Annotated in this window: 12 protein-coding genes and 2 tRNA genes; 9 read left to right on the top strand and 5 right to left on the bottom strand. The window is 33.0% G+C overall.

Annotated elements, in window-relative coordinates:
* From ACQ0RB_RS13620 to ACQ0RB_RS13605, 4 genes are all read left to right on the top strand, one after another.
* Positions 1–5,132: LamG-like jellyroll fold domain-containing protein (locus ACQ0RB_RS13620; RefSeq protein WP_430499113.1), on the top strand; the 5,132-nt coding region annotated here is incomplete at its 5' end.
* Between the two features lie 84 nt (positions 5,133–5,216).
* On the top strand, positions 5,217–6,386 hold the full coding sequence (locus tag ACQ0RB_RS13615) for a trans-sulfuration enzyme family protein (RefSeq protein ID WP_430499111.1): 1,170 nt from the start codon (positions 5,217–5,219) through the stop codon (positions 6,384–6,386).
* Positions 6,387–6,393: 7 nt separating this feature from the next.
* Positions 6,394–7,110, top strand: a complete 717-nt coding sequence (gene bshB1, locus ACQ0RB_RS13610) for a bacillithiol biosynthesis deacetylase BshB1 (protein ID WP_430499109.1) — start codon at positions 6,394–6,396, stop codon at positions 7,108–7,110.
* Between the two features lie 60 nt (positions 7,111–7,170).
* A tRNA-His gene (locus ACQ0RB_RS13605) sits at positions 7,171–7,246 on the top strand.
* Positions 7,247–7,303: 57 nt separating this feature from the next.
* Here ACQ0RB_RS13605 and ACQ0RB_RS13600 read toward each other — a convergent pair.
* From ACQ0RB_RS13600 to ACQ0RB_RS13580, 5 genes are all read right to left on the bottom strand, one after another.
* The gene (locus ACQ0RB_RS13600; protein ID WP_430499107.1) at positions 7,304–8,872 is read right to left on the bottom strand and encodes a M28 family peptidase; all 1,569 of its coding nucleotides are present in this window, start codon (positions 8,870–8,872) and stop codon (positions 7,304–7,306) included.
* Positions 8,873–8,993: 121 nt separating this feature from the next.
* Entirely contained in the window at positions 8,994–10,028 is a 1,035-nt protein-coding gene (locus tag ACQ0RB_RS13595; RefSeq protein ID WP_430499105.1) for a M28 family metallopeptidase, read from the bottom strand.
* A gap of 84 nt (positions 10,029–10,112) precedes the next feature.
* A complete protein-coding gene (locus ACQ0RB_RS13590; RefSeq protein WP_430499103.1) occupies positions 10,113–10,487 on the bottom strand; it encodes an FUSC family protein in 375 nt (124 codons plus the stop codon).
* Positions 10,488–10,493: 6 nt separating this feature from the next.
* A complete protein-coding gene (locus ACQ0RB_RS13585; protein ID WP_129761743.1) occupies positions 10,494–11,273 on the bottom strand; it encodes a DUF3108 domain-containing protein in 780 nt (259 codons plus the stop codon).
* A 110-nt stretch (positions 11,274–11,383) separates the two neighbouring features.
* A tRNA-Ser gene (locus ACQ0RB_RS13580) sits at positions 11,384–11,468 on the bottom strand.
* Between the two features lie 155 nt (positions 11,469–11,623).
* Between ACQ0RB_RS13580 and ACQ0RB_RS13575 the strand changes: the two genes are divergently transcribed.
* The 5 genes from ACQ0RB_RS13575 (at position 11,624) to ACQ0RB_RS13555 (ending at position 20,106) form a co-directional block, all read left to right on the top strand.
* Positions 11,624–12,253 carry a nitroreductase family protein gene (locus ACQ0RB_RS13575; protein WP_430499101.1) on the top strand — a complete coding sequence of 210 codons (630 nt, stop codon included), beginning with the start codon at positions 11,624–11,626 and terminating at the stop codon, positions 12,251–12,253.
* 78 nt (positions 12,254–12,331) lie between these two features.
* Entirely contained in the window at positions 12,332–12,745 is a 414-nt protein-coding gene (locus ACQ0RB_RS13570) for a thioredoxin family protein (RefSeq protein ID WP_430499099.1), read from the top strand.
* A gap of 9 nt (positions 12,746–12,754) precedes the next feature.
* On the top strand, positions 12,755–13,948 hold the full coding sequence (locus ACQ0RB_RS13565; RefSeq protein WP_430499097.1) for a DegT/DnrJ/EryC1/StrS family aminotransferase: 1,194 nt from the start codon (positions 12,755–12,757) through the stop codon (positions 13,946–13,948).
* A gap of 451 nt (positions 13,949–14,399) precedes the next feature.
* Positions 14,400–17,477 carry a hypothetical protein gene (locus tag ACQ0RB_RS13560; RefSeq protein ID WP_430499095.1) on the top strand — a complete coding sequence of 1,026 codons (3,078 nt, stop codon included), beginning with the start codon at positions 14,400–14,402 and terminating at the stop codon, positions 17,475–17,477.
* Positions 17,478–17,499: 22 nt separating this feature from the next.
* On the top strand, positions 17,500–20,106 hold the full coding sequence (locus tag ACQ0RB_RS13555; RefSeq protein WP_430499093.1) for a choice-of-anchor tandem repeat GloVer-containing protein: 2,607 nt from the start codon (positions 17,500–17,502) through the stop codon (positions 20,104–20,106).
* Position 20,107 lies beyond the last annotated feature (1 nt).

Here is a 20,107-nt window from a genome sequence, read left to right as displayed (position 1 = left end):
GAAACGTATCGACCTGTAGTGCAACAGTAACTGTTCAGGATAACACAGCACCAACAGCAGTTTGTCAGAATGCAACAGTTGTATTAGATGCCTCAGGAAACGGAAGCATCACGACTTCAGATATAGATAATGGATCAAACGATGCTTGCGGAATAGCAAGCTTGTCATTAGACCAAACGAGTTTTGACTGTTCTAATGTAGGAGCCAACACGGTAACATTAACAGTTACTGACAATAACGGAAACGTATCAACCTGTAGTGCCACAGTAACCGTTCAGGAGAACACAGCACCAACAGCAGTTTGTCAGAATGCAACAGTTGTATTAGATGCCTCAGGAAACGGAAGCATCACGACTTCAGATATAGATAATGGATCAAACGATGCCTGCGGAATAGCAAGTATGTCATTAGACCAAACGAGTTTTGATTGTACTAATATAGGTGTTAACACAGTAACGTTAACAGTAACAGACAATAACGGAAACGTATCGACTTGTAGTGCAACAGTAACTGTTCAGGATAACACAGCACCAACAGTTCCTAATCTACCTGTAATTTCTGCAGAGTGTAGTGTGACAGTCCCTGTTCCTACAGTATCAGATAATTGTTTGGGAACAATTACTGGAACTACATCTGACCCTTTAACCTATACAACTCAAGGATCATTTGCAATAACATGGAATTTTGATGATGGAAATGGAAATTCTATTAATGTTGTACAAAATGTAGTGGTTGATGATGTTACAGACCCAACAGCTATCTGCCAAGATATTACTGTTCAATTAGATGATACAACAGGTTTAGCTACAATTACTAGTACTCAAATTGATAATGGATCTAATGATAATTGCGGAGTAGTTAATTTATCTTTATCGCAAAGTACTTTTGATTGTACTGATATTGGAACAAACATAATAGTATTAACAGTAGACGATGGTAATGGAAACAGTTCTACTTGTTCAGCTTCAGTAACAGTTACAAGTCCAACTATTACAGGTGGAACTTTGATAGGTCATTTGGTTGATGGTAGTGGTGATCCAATTAATACGAATCCAGATTCTAATATCATAGAAGTAACGGCATGCCCTGATGAACCTCAATATGCTTTGTTGAATTTAAGTGGTTACACTGGGACTATTTCTGGTTATGAAGTTTCAACAGATGGTGGACTTAGCTGGAGTTCTCCTTCAAACGATAGTACTAATGCAACATATACTTCACTTGCAATAACCGAGACTACTTTAGTGAGAGCTGTAATTACTTTTGGTAGTTGTGAGGCGAGATCAAATATTGTTTACTTAGCAGTTATTCCGCCAGATATTCCTCCAACTATCGTAAGCCATAGTGATTTAACAATTTGTTTAGGAAGTGATATAACTGTTGTGGCTCAAAGTGAGTTTGGAATTAATCCTGACTTAACTGAAGGAGGATTATTCAATACATCTAACCTTAATAATTTAGGGTGGTTAGTTGATGGTATGGCTACTTGGGATGCGAGTGGGAATACAGGAAATGATACGTATTGGAAAGGAACTAATGGTCCGAAAAATTTTAACAATAAATGTTATGATTCGCCAGAAGGAAATAAATTTGGAATAGCTAGTGGTATTCCTCCATATGATAGTCCAAATCATACAATAACACCATTAACAACTCTTGAAACACCAATATTTAATACATTAGGATTAACAACTGCTACTTTAGAGTTTGATCAAGCGTATTTTTTAGAGGCTGGAGCATGGGTGAAAATAGAACTTTCATTAAACGATGGTGCAACTTATCCTATTACTTTAGATCCAGGACCTTCTTATAATTATACTGGTCCTAGCAGTACTACTTTTGGAAATGTTGGATTTGGTGGAGGTGGACCTAATGGATGCAATGGAAGACCTCAGACTTATGTCGATAATCATGTTTCTATTGATCTTCAGGATTATATTGGTCTTGTTGGTTTACGAATTAAATTTACCTATCATGGGACAGCTAATAGTGCTTGGGCATTAGAAAATATTACTATTCCACAAGCTCCTATCGATGAAGTTATAGAATGGACAGATGAAAGCGGAGTTGTTGTTACCACAGGATCAACAACAACAATTACTCCTGTTACTCCAGGAGTACAAACCTATGGTGTTACCTCTTTGATTAATGGTTGTCGTTCTGATGGAGACGAGGGAACTGAGTTTATTTCTGTTAACGCAAGTTTAGCTTATGCAGGCGAAGATATAACGCAAATTGTTGCCGAATGTGGAGAGGAAGTGAGTTTAAACGCTTATGATAATACTATAACTGCTGCTGATAATATTGTTAATGGAGTTAATAATCCTGCAATATTTACTTCAGGTACGTATCCAGGAACTGGTGTTGCTGGTGTTTGGTCTGCAGTTTCTATTTCTGGGTGTGGTAGTAGTTATTCTTTTTCAGATATTTCTAGTCCAAGGTCAAAATTTTTCGCTGAACCTGGAACTTATGAATTGACTTGGACAATACCTTCTGTTGGGTGTTCGGATGTTATGTTAGTAACTATTGAAAGTTGTCCTACTGTGGATTTTGATGGAATTGACGACCATGTAACATTTAACAATAATTATAATCTATCAAATCAATTTAGTCTTGAGGTTTGGGTTAAGCCAGAATCTGTAGTGGGTACTCAAGCCATTTTTTCTAAGCGTGATGCAAATGATTTATCTACAGGTTATGATTTAAGCCTTAACAATTCTATTGTTCAATTTAACTGGAACGCTTCAGGAACTATTCAATCGTCATATCCAATATCAACAGATAGGTGGTATCATATTGCAGTAACTAACAATAATGGTACATATAGAATGTATATAGATGGAATTGAGGTTAGTACAGGAGTCTCTGGTGCTTCTCCTTCAAGTAATTCAATGAAAAGTTTAGTTGGAGCAATGGATCAAGCAAATAATGCTCCTAATAGACCAGTGAATTATTTTAATGGATGGATAGATGAGTTAAGGATATGGAATTCTGCATTAACCGTTGACCAAATTCGCCACATGATGAATCAGGAAATTGAAGATAATACAGCTGTTATTGGAGCTGTAGTACCACTAGATGTTCCTGGTTTAAATTGGACTGATTTAGATGGGTATTATCGTATGGATTCTAATTGTGGGTTCTTAATTCCTTATAAAGGTATTAGAGGCCAACTTATCAATATGGATACAGCTCAGCCTAACACAGCTCCTTTACCTTATACATCTAGAGTTGATGGTCAATTATGGTCTACTGATAATACATGGACAGAATTTGATGTTTGGGATGCGCCTAATAGCATTGGTGTTGACGGAGTTACTCCAATCGATTGGAATATAGTTGAAACTTCTCATAATATTGATTCAGGTAACAAGGATATAACAGTGTTAGGTTTATTGTCTATAGTACCTAATAAAACATTAAATATTACTGACCCAGGAACCTCTCAAGATGAATACAATGATGGTCAGTTTTTAAGAGTAACTCACTACCTTAAATTGGATGGAAATATAGATTTATTTGGTGAGTCTCAGTTGCTTCAAGATGAAGGTAGTATATTGGATGTTACAAGTTCTGGTCAGTTAGAACGTGACCAACAAGGAACAACTAATTTGTATAATTACAACTACTGGACTTCTCCTGTTAGTGAATTAAGTACAACATCTAATAATAATCCGTTTGCAATTAATAGTGTTTTAAGAGATGGAACTAATTCAAATACACCATTAAGTTTGTTATGGACTACAGCTAATGACGCAATAGGAAGCACAACTCCTATTACCTTAAGTAGTAGATGGTTGTATGCTTATGAAAATTACCCTGAAGATACTTATGCTGCTTGGAGAGACTTGTCTGAAAATGATGCCCTAGCAACAGGTTTAGCATTTACCATGAAAGGAAGTGGAGCAGGTGACCCAGTAAATGATGTTCAAAATTATGTTTTTGTTGGAAAACCTAATAATGGTACTATCACTACTCCAGTTACTATAGGTAACCAAGCCTTAATAGGAAATCCATACCCTTCAGCAATTGATGCTAATGCCTTTATTTTTGATAATATTCCAGGTGGAAATCCAGGAACATCTCAAAGTATAGATGGAACATTGTATTTCTGGGAACATTATGTTTCTAATTTCACTCATATTTTAGAAGATTATGAAGGCGGTTATGCAACGTATAACCTTACAGGAGGAAATCCTGCAGTATCACCTCCTTTAGTGAGTGGTAGCGGAACACCAACCAAGATACCTGGACGATATATTCCTGTTTCTCAAGGGTTTTTTGTTACAGCAAGTCATTTAGGAGGAACTATTCAATTTAAAAATAGTCAGCGTGTATTTGTTAGAGAAACTTCTGCAAACTCTCAGTTTATAAGATCTAGTAATTCAAATGCTGGTACATCATATCAGGTTGATAGTGATCCAAATCAAGACATTAAACGTGTTAGAATTGAATTTAAAACTACTGATGGTAATATTCGCCCTTTATTGTTAGGGTTTGTGCCAAATAATATGGCTACTGATGGTATTGATGTTGCTTATGATGCTGAAAATGCTGATGCGGAGTTTTCAAACGACCTATTTTGGAGAATAGAAGACAGGAATTTTACAACACAAGGAGTAGGAGATTTTGATGTTAATAGTCAATATCCTTTGGCAATGTTTATAAATACCTTTGGTACTTATGAAATATCGTTAAAGGCTTTGGAAAACTTTGAAACAGATATTGATGTATATGTGTATGATGCCTTAATGGGTACTTATTTTGAAATAAATGATGAAGCTTTCCAAATATTACTAGATCCAAATGATTACTTAGGTCGTTTTTATATCACATTTACAACAGAAAGTAGCCTATCAATTGATGATGAAGTTTTTGCTAAAACAATCATTAATTACTTAAACAATACTCAAGAAATTTACATTAAAACACCTAATGTGTCTGCTATTAAAAATGTCCAGTTAATAAATATGATAGGTCAAGAAATTCAGAATTGGGATAATATACAAGCGTTTGAGTTAAATGGAGCAGTAAGAATTCCTGTAACAAACATTTCAGATGGAAGTTATATTATAAAAGTTAGTTCAGATAAAACCACAAATAGTGTGAAAGCTATTGTGAAAAACAACTGATTATTTTCTATGATTTGAATTATCTTGTATAAAGTAAATTGATAGCTTTTTTTTGTAATTTTAAGCATTGTTAAATGCTATATTATGTCTGAAGAAAAGCTAGGATTAAATACCATTTGTACACATATTGGTGAGATTAAAGACGAACAGTTTAAAGGAGCTGTATCTCCAATCTATATGTCAACATCTTATCAGTTTGAAGATGTGGATGTAAAACGTTATCCTCGTTATTTTAATACGCCTAATCAAGAATTTTTATCCAAAAAAATAGCAGCTTTAGAACATGCTGAAGCAGCTATGATTTTTGGTTCTGGTATGGCAGCTATCAGTACTACGCTTTTTGCTTTTTTAAAAGCAGGAGACCATTTGGTAGTGCAAAACACATTGTATGGAGGTACAACAAATTTTATTAGAGAGGAGTTTCCAAAGCATAATATAGAGTACACATTTACTAATGGATATAATGTGTCAGACTTTGAAAATGCGATAAAACCAAATACAAAACTTATACTTATTGAAACGCCTTCAAATCCTTTATTAACAATTACTAATATAAAAGCGGTAGCAGATTTAGCAAAATCAAAAGGCATTGTAACTTGTATTGATAATACCTTTGCGAGTCCTGTAAATCAAAATCCTATTGATTTAGGAATTGATATTGTAATGCATTCAGCTACTAAATATTTAGGAGGTCATAGTGATATTTTAGCTGGAGCTATTGCAAGTTCTCATGAGCACATTGAAACCATTTGGAATGTTGGTAAAAATCTAGGAGGAAGTTTAAGCGATTTTACGGTTTGGATGCTAGAGCGTAGTATCAAAACGCTTGGTCTTAGAGTAAAAGCCCAAAACCGAAATGCTAAAAAAATGGCTAAGTTTTTAGATGCGCATATTGACATTAAAAAAGTGTATTACCCTGGTTTAAAAAGCCATCCGCAATATGAACTAGCTAAATCGCAAATGAAAGGTTTTGGAGGTATGTTGTCTTTTGAATTAGCTGACGGATTAGACGCTAGCCAATTTCAAAAAGCATTAAAATTGATTAAACCTTCAATGAGTTTAGCAGGTGTAGAAAGCACAATGCTATCGCCATATAAAACCTCACATGCATTATTAACACAAGAACAACGAGATAGTTTAGGAATAAGTGATAATTTGATACGTTTTTCTGTAGGAATTGAATCTCGAAAAGATTTAATGAATGATATTGAACAGGCTATTCATTCAGTGAAAAAGAGCCAACTAATAAGTTAAAAAAGAAATGAAATTAGATATACTTGCTATAGGAGCGCATCCTGATGATGTAGAGTTGGGTTGTGGCGCAACAATAGCCAAAGAAATTGCCAATGGTAAAACAGTAGGAATTATTGATTTAACTAGAGGTGAATTAGGAACACGAGGTACTGTTGAAACTCGAAAAGAAGAGGCTGAAAACTCAGCTAAAATATTAGGAGTTTCGGTAAGAGAAAACTTAGGGTTTGCAGATGGGTTTTTTATAAATGATAAAGAGCATCAATTGGAAGTCATAAAAATGATTCGTAAATATCAACCAGAAATCGTATTGTGTAATGCTATTGATGACAGACATATAGACCATGGTAAGGGTAGCAAGCTAGTTAGTGATGCTTGTTTTTTAAGTGGACTTATAAAAATTGAAACAGAAATAGAAGGGAAGCCACAGGAGCAATGGAGACCTAAACATGTATACCATTACATACAATGGAAAACTATAGAACCTGATTTTGTGGTTGATGTTTCTGATGTAATTGATATTAAAATGAAATCTGTATTAGCTTATAAAACACAGTTTTATGACCCTAGTAATACAGCACCAAACACACCAATTTCAAGTAAAAACTTTACTGATAGTGTTAAATATAGAGCTAGGGATTTAGGACGGTTAATAGGAGTAGAGTTTGCTGAAGGCTTTACTGTAGAACGCTATGTAGCAGTAAATAGCATATTTGATTTAAAATAATTTAAAAAAACACTTTGTAGAAAATAGTAAATGAATTACATTTGCAATCCAATTTAAAATGGTGGTTGTAGCTCAGTTGGTTAGAGCGCCTGATTGTGGTTCAGGAGGTCGTCGGTTCGAGACCGATCTTCCACCCAAAAATAAAAGCCTTTCAGTATTCTGAAAGGCTTCTTTTGTAATATGCATTTAGGCTTTAATCTTTTTTGGCTTTATCAACAATAAGTCTTTGCTCTCTATTAGCAACTTCCCAGGCAGTATAAAACACTAGGCGAGTTCTGTTTTCTAATAAATCGTATTCAATTTTATCTGGTGTGTCTGTTGGTCTGTGATAATCTTCATGAGTTCCATTATAATAAAAAATAACAGGAATATTGTTTTTAGCAAAGTTATAATGGTCAGACCTGTAGTAAAAACGGTTTGGGTCAGTTTCATTATTGTATTTGTAATCTAAATTTATCTTTGTGTAATTATTATTTGCCTTTTGTAAAGCACTATCTAGCTCAGAGCTTAACATATCAGACCCAATTACATAAACATAATTTCTGTCGTCCTTATGAGCTTCATCAACACGACCAATCATGTCAATATTTAAGTTGGCAACCGTATTTTCTAAAGGAAAAATAGGATCACTGTCAGTATAATATTTTGAACCTAAAAGTCCCTTTTCTTCACCTGTAACGTGTAAAAACAATATAGAACGTTTTGGTCCATAGCCATCATTTACAGCGGTTTTAAATGCCTCAGCAATTTCTAAAATAGCAACTGTGCCAGAGCCATCATCGTCAGCACCATTGTATACTTTTCCATCCTTTACACCCTCGTGGTCTAAGTGAGCAGATATAACAACAATTTCATCAGGTTTTTCAGTTCCTTTAATAAAGGCAACCACGTTTTCAGAATGTACTGGAGTTACTTCACTTTTAATATCAATAGACAAACTAGTATTAATAGTCTTAGCTTGGTCGTCTTCAAGGATATTTTCATAAATGGCTTTAGCTGTTGTGCTGTTAACCATAAATTGTGGTAAATCAGAATCATTGTTTATTAATGAAATTCTACCTTTACTTTGCGAATTAGAAACTCGTTTGTAATAAGCTGCATATCTAGGAAAAGTAACATCGTCTAAAATAATAATAGCTTTCGCACCTTTTTCTGAAGCAACATTCTTTTTTGCACTTCTAGCTCTTCGACCTTCAGACCAAGTGGTATTTTCGGTTTTACCTGTGGTAATATAAGTTCCATCTTCGTTTTTAGGTTCACCAGCTTTAATTAATACTACCTTATTTTTAACATCAATATTTTTATAGTCTGAATAATTTTCGGCTTCAATACCATAGCCTGCATAAACAATGTCATTTACCGAAAATGATTGCGTTGTTGGACTCCCTATAGAAATAAAGTCTTCAAGATTAAGTAAGTTTTTATTGTTAAGTTGAATACTTACTTCAGGAGTTTTTCTGGCTTCAAGAGCTACTTCTTGAAAGTAATCATCATCACTTAAAGGAGATGGTATTTCTAAGTTTTTGTATTGTTGTTTTAAGTATTCTACTGCTTTTTTTTGTCCTGGTTCACCAGTATTTCTACCTTCAAATTCATCAGAAGCATAAATGTAGAGCATTTCTTTAAGTTCTGCAGAGGTAATCGTGTTACCATACTTGGTTGGGTCAGCAGGAGCTTTAGGTTTGGAATCAACTGAGTTTTTTGTTGAGTTACAACTAAAAGCCAAAGCGCTTAGAGTAACTCCTAAAATTAATTTTTTCATTAGCTGTTAATTAGTTTGGAGAGAATGTATGTAATTAAAAATTTAGCGATAATACAAAAAGTTATTTGTAACCTTGATTAAAGCTTAAATCTTTAACAGATTTTAACAACAATTTTTAACATTATTTTTTGTCGGCAACTATACGGTTTTTAGAATTGGCTAAATACCAAGCTGTAGTAAAAATAAGTTGTGTGCGTTTTTGAAGTAACGGATAGTTAATTTTGTCTGGAGTGTCAGTTGGTTTATGATAATCTTCATGCTCTCCATTGAAATAAAAAATTACAGGAATACCTTTTAAAGCAAAGTTATAGTGGTCAGACCTATAGTAATAACGGTTGATATCGCTTTCTTTGTTTAACTCATAATCGAGTTCAAGATTTGTGAAAGTATCATTTGCAATTTCAGAGATGTAATGTAGCTCAGTACTTAATCTATCATCGCCAATTACATATATATACTCAGGGTTTTCAATATGTTTTTCATCTACTCGACCAATCATATCCATATTAAGATTAGCAACTGTATTTTTTAATGAAAAAACAGGATGATCAGTATAATAAGTTGAGCCTTTTAACCCAATCTCCTCACCAGTAAGGTGTAAAAATGCAATACTTCGTTTTGGACCAAATCCTTTTTTTTGTGCTATTTTAAAAGCTTGGGCAATTTCCATTAATGCTGCTGTACCAGAAGCGTTATCGTCAGCACCATAATAAACTTGATCTTCTTTTACACCTTCATGATCTAGATGCGCAGAGATAATGATAACTTCGTCAGGGTATTCTGTACCTTTAATATAAGAAATTACATTTTGAGAACTTTTTATGTCATCAGAAAAGAATGATTCAGGAATTTGTTGGTAATAGTTGTTTTCTCCTAAAGGGGAACTTATAGCTTCATTGATATAATAATCTTTAATGTAGTTTGAGGCTTTGTGGTAACCTAACTCTCCTGTTTTTCTTCCTTGAAATTCACTAGAAGACAAATCGTAAACCAGTTTTTTTAACTCGTTAGAGTCAATGGTTTTAGAAATTTCTTTGATTTGTTGTGAGTTCTCAAAAACAATATTGTCTTTAATATCTTGAATTTTTTCGCTATATCTTTTTGTTGCACAAGAACCTACTAAAGATAGTGCTGAAGCAAAAATAAATACCTTCATCTTTTAACCTCTTATTTTCAGTCAAATAAACTAAAAAAAAAGGGAATACCGAAGTATTCCCAATGATTTTTAAGCGATAGATTTTTAATCTATTTCAAGACCATCGAGTTCTTCCATATCAATATCATCAATCTCTTCAATGTCAAGGTCTTCAAGGATTTCTTTAGAATCTTCAACAGATTCATCTGCACGTTCTTGGAGTTCTTCGGTATCACCAACTTCAACTTCGTTAAAAACCGATTTGTAAGTGGTAATTCCTATAGATACAATTGTAAGTATAAAAATATACTGAACAACTTTTTTAGATTGGTTTTGTTTTTTTGATAAGTAAAAAATTGCAAGCCCTAAAATAAGTGCTACAATAGCAGGGATTAATGCAATGTTTGATAATGGAGTTACAGCTAAAACTACAGCAAGAATAGCTGCAATAAATCCTAGTATTACTAAAAATTTTCTCATTGATATTTAATTTTTTAAGCCAGAAGCCGATTTTATTTTTAACTCACCACTTCCTACTGCAATTTTAAATTTAGCGTAAACAGGAATTTTATTTTCATCAGCAGTTAACCATAATAAGTTGTCATTAGAACCTTTAAGTACATTACTGTTATTTATAGAAATAGCTAGTTTATAGCATGTTTTTTTACCAATGTTGGTTGAAATAGTTTCAGTTCCTAAATATTTAAAGTTAACAACGTTTTCTTTATTGTCAAACAAAACAGTAAATGATTTAGAGGTTCCTGTTGAGTAGCTAGAAAAATCTAAAGTTCTCAATTTGTATAGAGTAGATACTAAATCGCGAGTGGCACTTCCTATGGATACATTTTTGTTTTCATCCCAAAAAGTTCCATCTTTTCTCTTTTTTCTTTTTAAACTTTTAACAGTACCAGTTTTATGACTGTATTTGTACTGCATAAACTTGTAATAACCACCTTCGTTTATATCTCTTTTGTAAAGATAAGGCGTAAGCGTTTTAGGGCTTACGTAGCTTTCGTATAAGTCTCTAATTTTAAAAAAATTATCCCATTTACTATATGTGGCAGCAGTACATTTTAGCCTTAGTAATGTAGCTTTAGAGGTTTTTACCTCACTAGTTTCCATAGTTACTTGGGCTAAGTCAGTCATTAAACCTGACATATTATAAGAAGCAGTAAATGTTAATTTTTCTCCAGCGCCAACAGCATTGTTTTGAGAATAGGTGAGTGATGAGATTAAAATAGCGAGTACTAAAATAATTCTTTGCATAGGTTTTAGTTTGATTTCTATAACGAAGATAATAACATTTATTGTGCCAAATGTATTTTTAATTTATAACAATAAAAAAAACGCTCCATAAAATTATGAAGCGTTTTAAGCGGAGAAAGAGGGATTCGAACCCCCGGAGGTGTGACCCTCAACAGTTTTCAAGACTGCCGCATTCGACCACTCTGCCATTTCTCCGATTGCGGATGCAAATATAGAACCCTTTTTTATTTCTTTCAAATAAAAACAACAATTTTTTATACTAAATATAATACTATAGAATTAATTTATGGAATGTATATCCTCTAAACCTATGCAAGTGTTAACTTTGCGCAAAAATTTAAAAATAAATAATGGATATAATAAATAGCCTTAAATGGCGATATGCAACAAAAAAATTTGATGCAACTAAAATTATTTCTAACGAAAAGCTAAATATACTTAAAGAAGCATTTAATTTAACAGCAACATCTTTTGGTTTACAAACTATAAGTATGGTTATTGTTTCTGATAAAGGAGTTAGAAATTCTTTAGTAGAACATTCATACAATCAATTACAGGTAAAAGAAGCTTCACATTTGTTGGTTATATGCATACAAGATAATATTACTGATGAAGATGTTGATAAACATTTTGATAATGTTAGTAATATAAGAAACACACCAGAGCACATTTTAGCACCTTTTAGGTCAGATTTAAAAACCATGATGCAGCGAATGACTGAACATGAAAGACAACAATGGTCAGTTAAACAAGCTTATATTGCTTTAGGTAATTTAATGACTGTTTGTGCTGTTGAAAAGATAGACGCTTGCCCTATGGAAGGTTTTAAAGCTGATAGCTATAATGAAATTTTAAACTTAAAAGATAAAAATTTAAAATCTGTATTGTTACTACCTGTTGGTTATAGAGCAGAAGACGATATGTTTGCTTCGTTTAAGAAAGTTAGAAAGAATGTTAATAATGCTGTTATTGAATATTAATAATATTCGTTAAAAAAGGCTTTGCCTTAATCGCTGAATAATTTATATTTGTTAATCTTATTAATTAATACTTCACTTATGAAAAAGCTTATCGTATTATTCGTATGCCTAATTAGTTTAAACTTTTATGCACAAGAAAGTCAGTTTAATTGGTTAACAGATTTAAACATAGCTGTTAAAGCTTCAAAAGACCAAAACAAGCCAATTTTGTTATTCTTTACTGATACTAATTCAACTGAAAGTCAGAAAATGAATATTGAATTATTCAAATCTCAGGAGTTTAAAGCTATCGCTGATAAAGCAATACTTTTAATTGCTGATAACTCTTCTGAAAACAATATACCTAAGCGATTAATTATTCATTATAATAAAATCAATCAATTTTCATCATTTGTAACTTTAGATTCTACAGGGAAAGCAATAGGTACTCCAACGACTGATTTCAGTACAGAATCATTAAACAGTTATATTTCATTTTTAAATTCGCTTTAAAATTAATACATGCCAGGATTTGAGCTTTTCGGAGATGCAGAACGAAAAGAAGTAAATGACGTTTTAGAGAGTGGTGTTTTAATGCGCTATGGCTTTGATGCTATGCGTAATGGTCACTGGAAAGCAAAAGCGTTAGAACAAGAACTTCAAAGTACATTACAAGTTAAACACGCTCAATTAGTGTCTAGCGGAACAGCTGCTGTATCTATAGCATTAGCTTCAGCAGGAATAGGTTCAGGAGACGAAGTTATTATGCCAACATTTACTTTTGTGGCTAGTTTTGAGGCTATTATGATGTTGGGAGCAATTCCTATTCTAGTAGATATTGATGATACTCTAACTTTAGATCCTGAAGCTGTGAAAGCAGCAATTACTCCAAAAACTAAAGCCATAATGCCTGTGCATATGTGTGGTAGTATGGCAAATTTAGATGAACTGCAATCCATTTGTAAAACACATAATCTAATATTAATTGAAGACTCTTCACAAGCTACTGGTGCGACTTATAAAGGAAAACCTCTAGGAAGCATTGGTGATTTAGGTTGCTTATCTTTAGATTATGTGAAAATAATTACTTGTGGTGAAGGAGGAGCTGTATTAACCAACAACGAAAAGTATTATACAAATTCTGATCACTTTTCAGACCATGGTCATGACCATAAAGGAAATGATAGAGGAGCAGAAACTCATCCGTTTTTAGGCTATAATTTTAGAATATCTGAACTCAATGCAGCTGTTGGTTTAGCACAATTGCGTAGGTTAGATGAATTTGTAGCTATCCAAAAGAAAAATTATAGTATTATTAGAGAAGCACTTTCTGTAATTCCTGAACTTACATTTAGAACAGTGCCAGAAGGAGGAGAAGAAAGTTATTCGTTTCTTAGTTTTTTCTTACCTGATTTAGAAACCTCAAGAAAAGCAGTAAAAGCTCTAAAAGACACTGGAATTGATGGCTGCTTTCATTACTATGATAATAATTGGCATTTTATTAGAAAGTGGGAACATTTAAAAGATTTAAAAACACTTTATCCACTTTCTAATGAAGTAAAGGATGGGTTAAAGTATCTTCAAACTAAAGATTTTTCTAAATCTAATCACTTTATCGGTAGAAATATTTCTTGCTTAATAAAATTATCTTGGACAGAACTAGAAGTTAAAGAGCGTGCTTCTAAAATGGTAAAAGCCATTCAGTCAATTCTTTAAATCCCTATTTTGTTAGGCAATTTCTTCAATGTTACATTTATTGTATACTTTGTTACAATAGTGATACTCCCTTTTTTGCTTTGATTATAGTTTTACAATGCTATTAATTGAAGGAGAAGGGAGATGACAATATACAACACTGTTGTTTCCCTTTTATTTAAAAACATCTTTCAAGGTTAATCTTCTATATCATTATGAAATGTATAACCTTAACTATCAAAACTTTATTTGTTGTTAATACACGTGCGGTTTCTATAATATATGGACAAGACATTAAACAAGAAAATAAGACAGATGTAAAGTAACATTTAGTTATAGAGCAAAATAAATACTGTTTACAGTTTTTTTAAATAATCGTTTTACAGTCAGTTTTAAGGTAATAGGAGATTTTAGTATAAAGATGTTTTTTGAGCATTTTAAAAACACTCAATTTTGATCAGTTAGACTAATCATGGAAAAGAACCAAATATCAAAACAATTTTATAGTAACCAAACTCAAATTGACGATTCGTCAAGGCGAACGTTTTTTAAACAATTGGTACTTGGGAGTATGGGATTTTATCTTTCACCAATGCTCTTGCAAAGTTGTAGTAAAGATGATTTAGGTAAACCTCCTTTTGGCGTGTGGAAAGACATGATTAAAATTTTAGAGCAAAGTCCAGATCATTTTATTGGTAGACGAACCGCTTTAGTTACTTCTAAAAACCCAGAAGCAATGACCAACTTTGTTAGAGATAGTTTTCAAATTATTCCTTGGCAAAGCGATTTTCTTCACCATTCTGCTAATGGTACAATTTATGGGAAAGAGATGGCTTTACGCTGCGGACTTGCAACACCTCGCGAAAAAGCTGAAATTTTAAAAGACATGCTAGTAGATGCTGGTTATGAGGCTAAAGTGGTTTTGGAAGAAACCGAAATAACCTTAGATGAAGCAAAGGCAATAGTTTATCAAAAATTAACTCCACAATTTGCGCCACCAATTACCAATAAAAAAATGCGCAAGTGGCAAAAAATGATGGGAGTAACCAATAAAGAGGAAACTTACAAACAAATACCAAATATTGTAGAAAGCTCCGAAACACTAGCCAATAATCTTTTAAACAATATTGATAAAAAATATATTAGAGATAGAACGGTTAATTTTAGGTTTCATAAAGCCTTTGTGCCTTCGGTTGTGTTTTATGAAGAAGGAGCTGAAAAGTATGCGCATGTGTTTGACCCAAAAGTGTCTTTTGGGAACTTGCATCCAACTAACAAAGAAAAGACCTTTAATAAAGCAGACGAATATAAAGACCCAAAAGATGAAGATGTTACTATTACATTGTCTTGTAGAAACGCTTTAGACCACTGGAGAGAAACAGAATTGTTGACAGGAACTTGGAAGCTTTCTGAACTATTAGGGAATCAGTTGCAGGTTCAGTTTCTCAATAATATGAGTTTTGAAGAACAGTCAATAAAATCTATTTCTGAAATTACTTCTTTCACTCCTTGTTTTGCACTTCAAGACATTAATAAAGATGCTGCCTACCTAGAGGAGCGTACAGTTTTAGGAGAACCAATAACCTTAGAAGCTGTAAAAATATTTGAAAATTATAATCCTGATAGTTTGCCTAATAATGAAGAGCCTTCAGCTATAAAAAAAGTACACTCTTTTGAAGGAACAGTTTTTCCACAGGCATTTCCAAAAGTACGATTGGAGCTAAGCCCTAAAGATGCTCAAGGAAATATTATTGAAGGTATATCAATAGGCAATTTTGAAATTACTGATAATGGACAAACTGTTTCAGGTTGGATGAATCAAAATGTGCTTTCACCCAAAATTTTATTGTTATATGATACGTCTGCAAGTATGCCTGGTGAATATACAGGAGATAATATAAAACTGTTTTTACAGAATACCGAAGCAGCAATCAAAAAAACCTATCCAAAAGCTAGAGTAATACTTCAGCAAACGGGTTCAAACATTTATACAGCATTACTCAAATCAAAACAGTTGGATGTAGATGTAATTCTTTATGCAACTGATGGCGATAATAATGATGCGTTTGATGCTTCATATACACCAATTTATGAGGCTGGTCCACCTGCTATTTTTCTTAATGTAAAACCTCAAGGTACAGTATACAAACATTTGAGAGAAAACATGGACTTTATTGAAATTTCTGCAGATGATCAAGAGCTTACCATTACTGAGATTACTAAAATTATTGATGGTTTAAAGTTTCCTACTTATGTAGTAACATATTCTGCTTTTGCTGAAAAAGACGCACATAATGTAGAAGTTAAGCTAAAAGATACAACACATAAAGTCAATTTATACTATAAGTTTCCAGAACCTAGTGACCATCTTTTGGGTAATCGTATGGTTGGACTTTATCTCACCATAAAACGATTAGGAAAAAATCCTATTAAACGTGTGTTAGCAGGTTATGAGCCTCATAACGATTTTTATGCTAATCCAACCCAACTCACCCGAAAAATGATAGATGAAGTGCACGAAATGCTTCTTGGAGGTGCAGTTATGGCTTTTGAACGAGAAGCACCAACACTTTCTATTCAGCTAACGGAGTATTTACAAGCATTAATGAGTAATCAAAATTGGTTTGAAGCCTATCAAGAAGGCAATATTAAAACAGCGGTTGAAGAAATAGCTAAAGGTGGTTTTAGTTATCCTTCTCTATTATTAAGTATGTTGCAGCCTATTCAAAATAATGTAACAGAGCAAGCAATAACCTATCCAAACGGATTTAGATCTTGTATTGTTAAATTTTCTCCAGGATTTTATAATAACGAAACTAAGACTTCTTTCGATTTTTTACCAACTTCAGAATATCAAACTGTAAGTAGAAGTGGAACTGGAAATTTTGAAGAAACCTTAAAGAAAACAGCTCAATTAGCAATTTTAGAAGGTTACGTGTTTGAAGATAGTGCCTATTCTCAACTCAAAGAAAAACCATTACTACTAAATAAAGCAATGGGACGAGATGAACGTTTCAGTTCGCAAGCTCTTGGAAGCGATTATCATTATTATGGAAAACAAATATTTGGAGGAGGGATTTTAAAACTTTTTGATACATCCTTACAAGTAAAATCATTTTGGAAAATAGATCCAATTAAAGGTGAACTCTATGGCATTTTACCAAACCAAACAGGTGGAGGCTCAAGAACCACTTACCAACAATTGATGGAGCTAGATAAGGTTATAGAAGGTTATAAAGAAGTCTTATCTGCCATGAATTTTGGTCTTACAGTTACTGGGCTTGGAAATTTACCATTGGGTCTTGTAGCAGCTTATAGCTTAACTCTAGTGAAATTATATGCGCTAGCATCTCAAGCTTTAATATTGATGAACACAACAGGAATGGATGAAGATTTAACTATTGCACTCCAAGCTTTAGCCTGCGATTTATATAAGGAAATACTATATGATTCTTTTTATGGAGTAGGTACAGCTGCCAGCACCATAGAAAACCTAATTGGAGCTATGGGAGGTATTGACGGAGAAGATTTCTCATTCTTTAAATGCTAAATATTTAATTCAATATAAAATCATGAAAACAAAAACACATATAAAAACATTGATAGCAATTATAATGCTGCTACCAAGTATAATTTTTTCTCAAGAAGATTATGAATTATGGGGAATGACCTATAGAGGAGGAAAATCTGATATGGGAACCATCTTCAAAACTGATGAAAATGCTGAAAACCTTGAGGTTCAATACAACTTTTTTAAAACTGATGGCTATGATATAGATAGTGGAGTGATAGAAGCCTCTAACGGAAAATTTTATGGACTGTCACCTTATTCGGGACTTTATTTATATGGTGTTTACTATGATAGCGATAATATTGGTGGAGTTTTGTATGAATATGATCCTGCAACTGGAGTGTTTGAAACTAAATTTAGGTTTGGTGTTGATGAGTTTGAGGTGATCAATTCAACAAACGGAAAGCGTCCTGAAGGAGCACTTATTGAAGTTAATAATAAACTTTATGGAATGACTAGAGAAGGAGGAGACCATGGTGATGGAGTCATTTTTGAATATGATTACTTGCAAGATACCTTTACAAAACTTCATGATTTTAATGATTTAAATGGTAGAGCACCAGAAGGAGAACTTACATATGCTTCTAATGGAAAACTATATGGAATGACTTCTGTTGGAGGTGATTATGATGATGGCGTTATTTTCGAATTTGATCTCAACACGAATACTTACACAAAAAAGATCGATTTTGATGATAATGCACTAAACCCAGGAAGAAGACCTTATGGTTCATTGTTCGAAGCTAGTAATGGAAAGCTTTATGGCTTAACCAGTGAAGGAGGTACAAATGATTCTGGTGTATTATTTGAATATAATTTTCTTACCAATACATTGACTCACTTATTTAATTTTGGATTAGCTGGAACTTCTGGAGCTTATCCGCTAGGAACATTAGTGGAAGGTCCAAACAATTCTTTAGAACTATTTGGTACAACTTCAGAAGGAGGGACAGAAGATTACGGTATTCTTTTCAAATATAATATTTCTACAAGTACATATACTACACTGTTAAGTTTTGCATCTTCAAACAATTTAGGTTATTCACCAGGACCTAAGCTTACACTAGCATCTAATGACAAGCTATATGGCGTTACAGAGTATGGTGGAGCTAGTGGAATTGGATCCTTATTTGAGTATAACCCTTCTACAGGTCTATCTAGTTTGTTATATGGTTTTAATATAAATTCTGGGTATTATCCATATGCAGGTCTTTTTGAAGCTTCAGACGGTAAATTATATAGTATAGCTAACAAGACGCGTTATGGATTAGTAGACTCTTTCAATAGTATGTTTTATAGTTTTGATTTATCTACAAATAGTTATAGCCCAATTTTTAAATTTAATAGCTCAACTGATGGCGCAGGACCTGATGGAAGTTTAATATATTCTGAAAACAGACAAAAATTCTATGGTTTAACATTAAGAGGAGGAATAAATGACTCAGGCGCAATTTTCGAATATAACCCAATAAGTAATATTTATACAAGACTACATAGTTTTGATGAGCCAGATAGTAGCTTTGAAATGGGAATTTTTCCAAGAGCAAGTTTACTAGAAGCGTCCAATGACAAGTTGTATGGAACAGCATTTAGAGGAGGAAGTAATGAACTAGGTATGCTGTTTGAGTTTGATTTATCAACAAACACTTTTGCTAAGAAACATGATTTTGGTCAGTTGCTAGGAGGAACACCTTTAGGTGATTTGGTTCAGGCTTCTAACAATAAAATTTATGGAATGGCATCAGTAGGAGGACAAGGTAATTACATGGGAAGTGAAGTTTCTGTTGGAACTATTTTTGAATATGATATTAATACAGAAAGTTATACTAAAATTCACGATTTTAATGTAGAAAATGGAGCATTACCAAATGGTGGTTTAATTGAGGCAACAAATGGAAAACTTTATGGAATGGCTACTCAAGGAGGATTAAAGGGTGTTGGAGTTATTTTTGAATGGGATTTTGTTACAGGCTTCAACAAACTATATGATTTCGATTTTGAAAACTTAAATGGTTATTATCCTTATGGAAACTTACTTCAGTTTGATACTAATATACTTTATGGATTGACTTCAGAAGGAGGTGTAAATGGTAACGGAATTATCTTTAAATACGATATACAAACCAATACCTTTTCTAAGGTTTTTGATTTTAATGATGTGTTAACAGGAGCTAAACCTCTTGGTGGCTTAACAAAATTAAATAACAAGCTTTACGGAGTTACCTCAGAAGGCGGAACGCACAATTATGGAACTGTATTTGAGTTTAACCCTCAAACCTTATCATTTACAAAAACGTTTGACTTTGATTCCCAAAACGGAAGATTACCTGTTACTACTACATTAGTGGTTTTAGACCGGAATACACTAACGACAAATATTGTAGATGAAAATAAGATAATTGTTTACCCAAACCCAGCTCAACAAGAAATACATATAACGACAGATGCACATATTACCAAAGTATCTTTATTTGATGCTTTAGGTAAAGAAGTGTATTTAGAGATGACTGGAAATACAGTTAATGTAGAACCATTAAAAAGCGGTATTTACATATTAAAAGTAGAAACTGATAAAGGTTCAAACTCTAAAAAAATAATAATTAACTAAC

It is taken from the genome of Gaetbulibacter sp. PBL-D1 (assembly GCF_050509525.1).
Classification (GTDB): Bacteria; Bacteroidota; Bacteroidia; order Flavobacteriales; family Flavobacteriaceae; genus Gaetbulibacter_B; species Gaetbulibacter_B jejuensis.
Note: the sequence above shows the minus strand (reverse complement) of the source record. Positions and strands in the feature narration are given on the sequence as shown.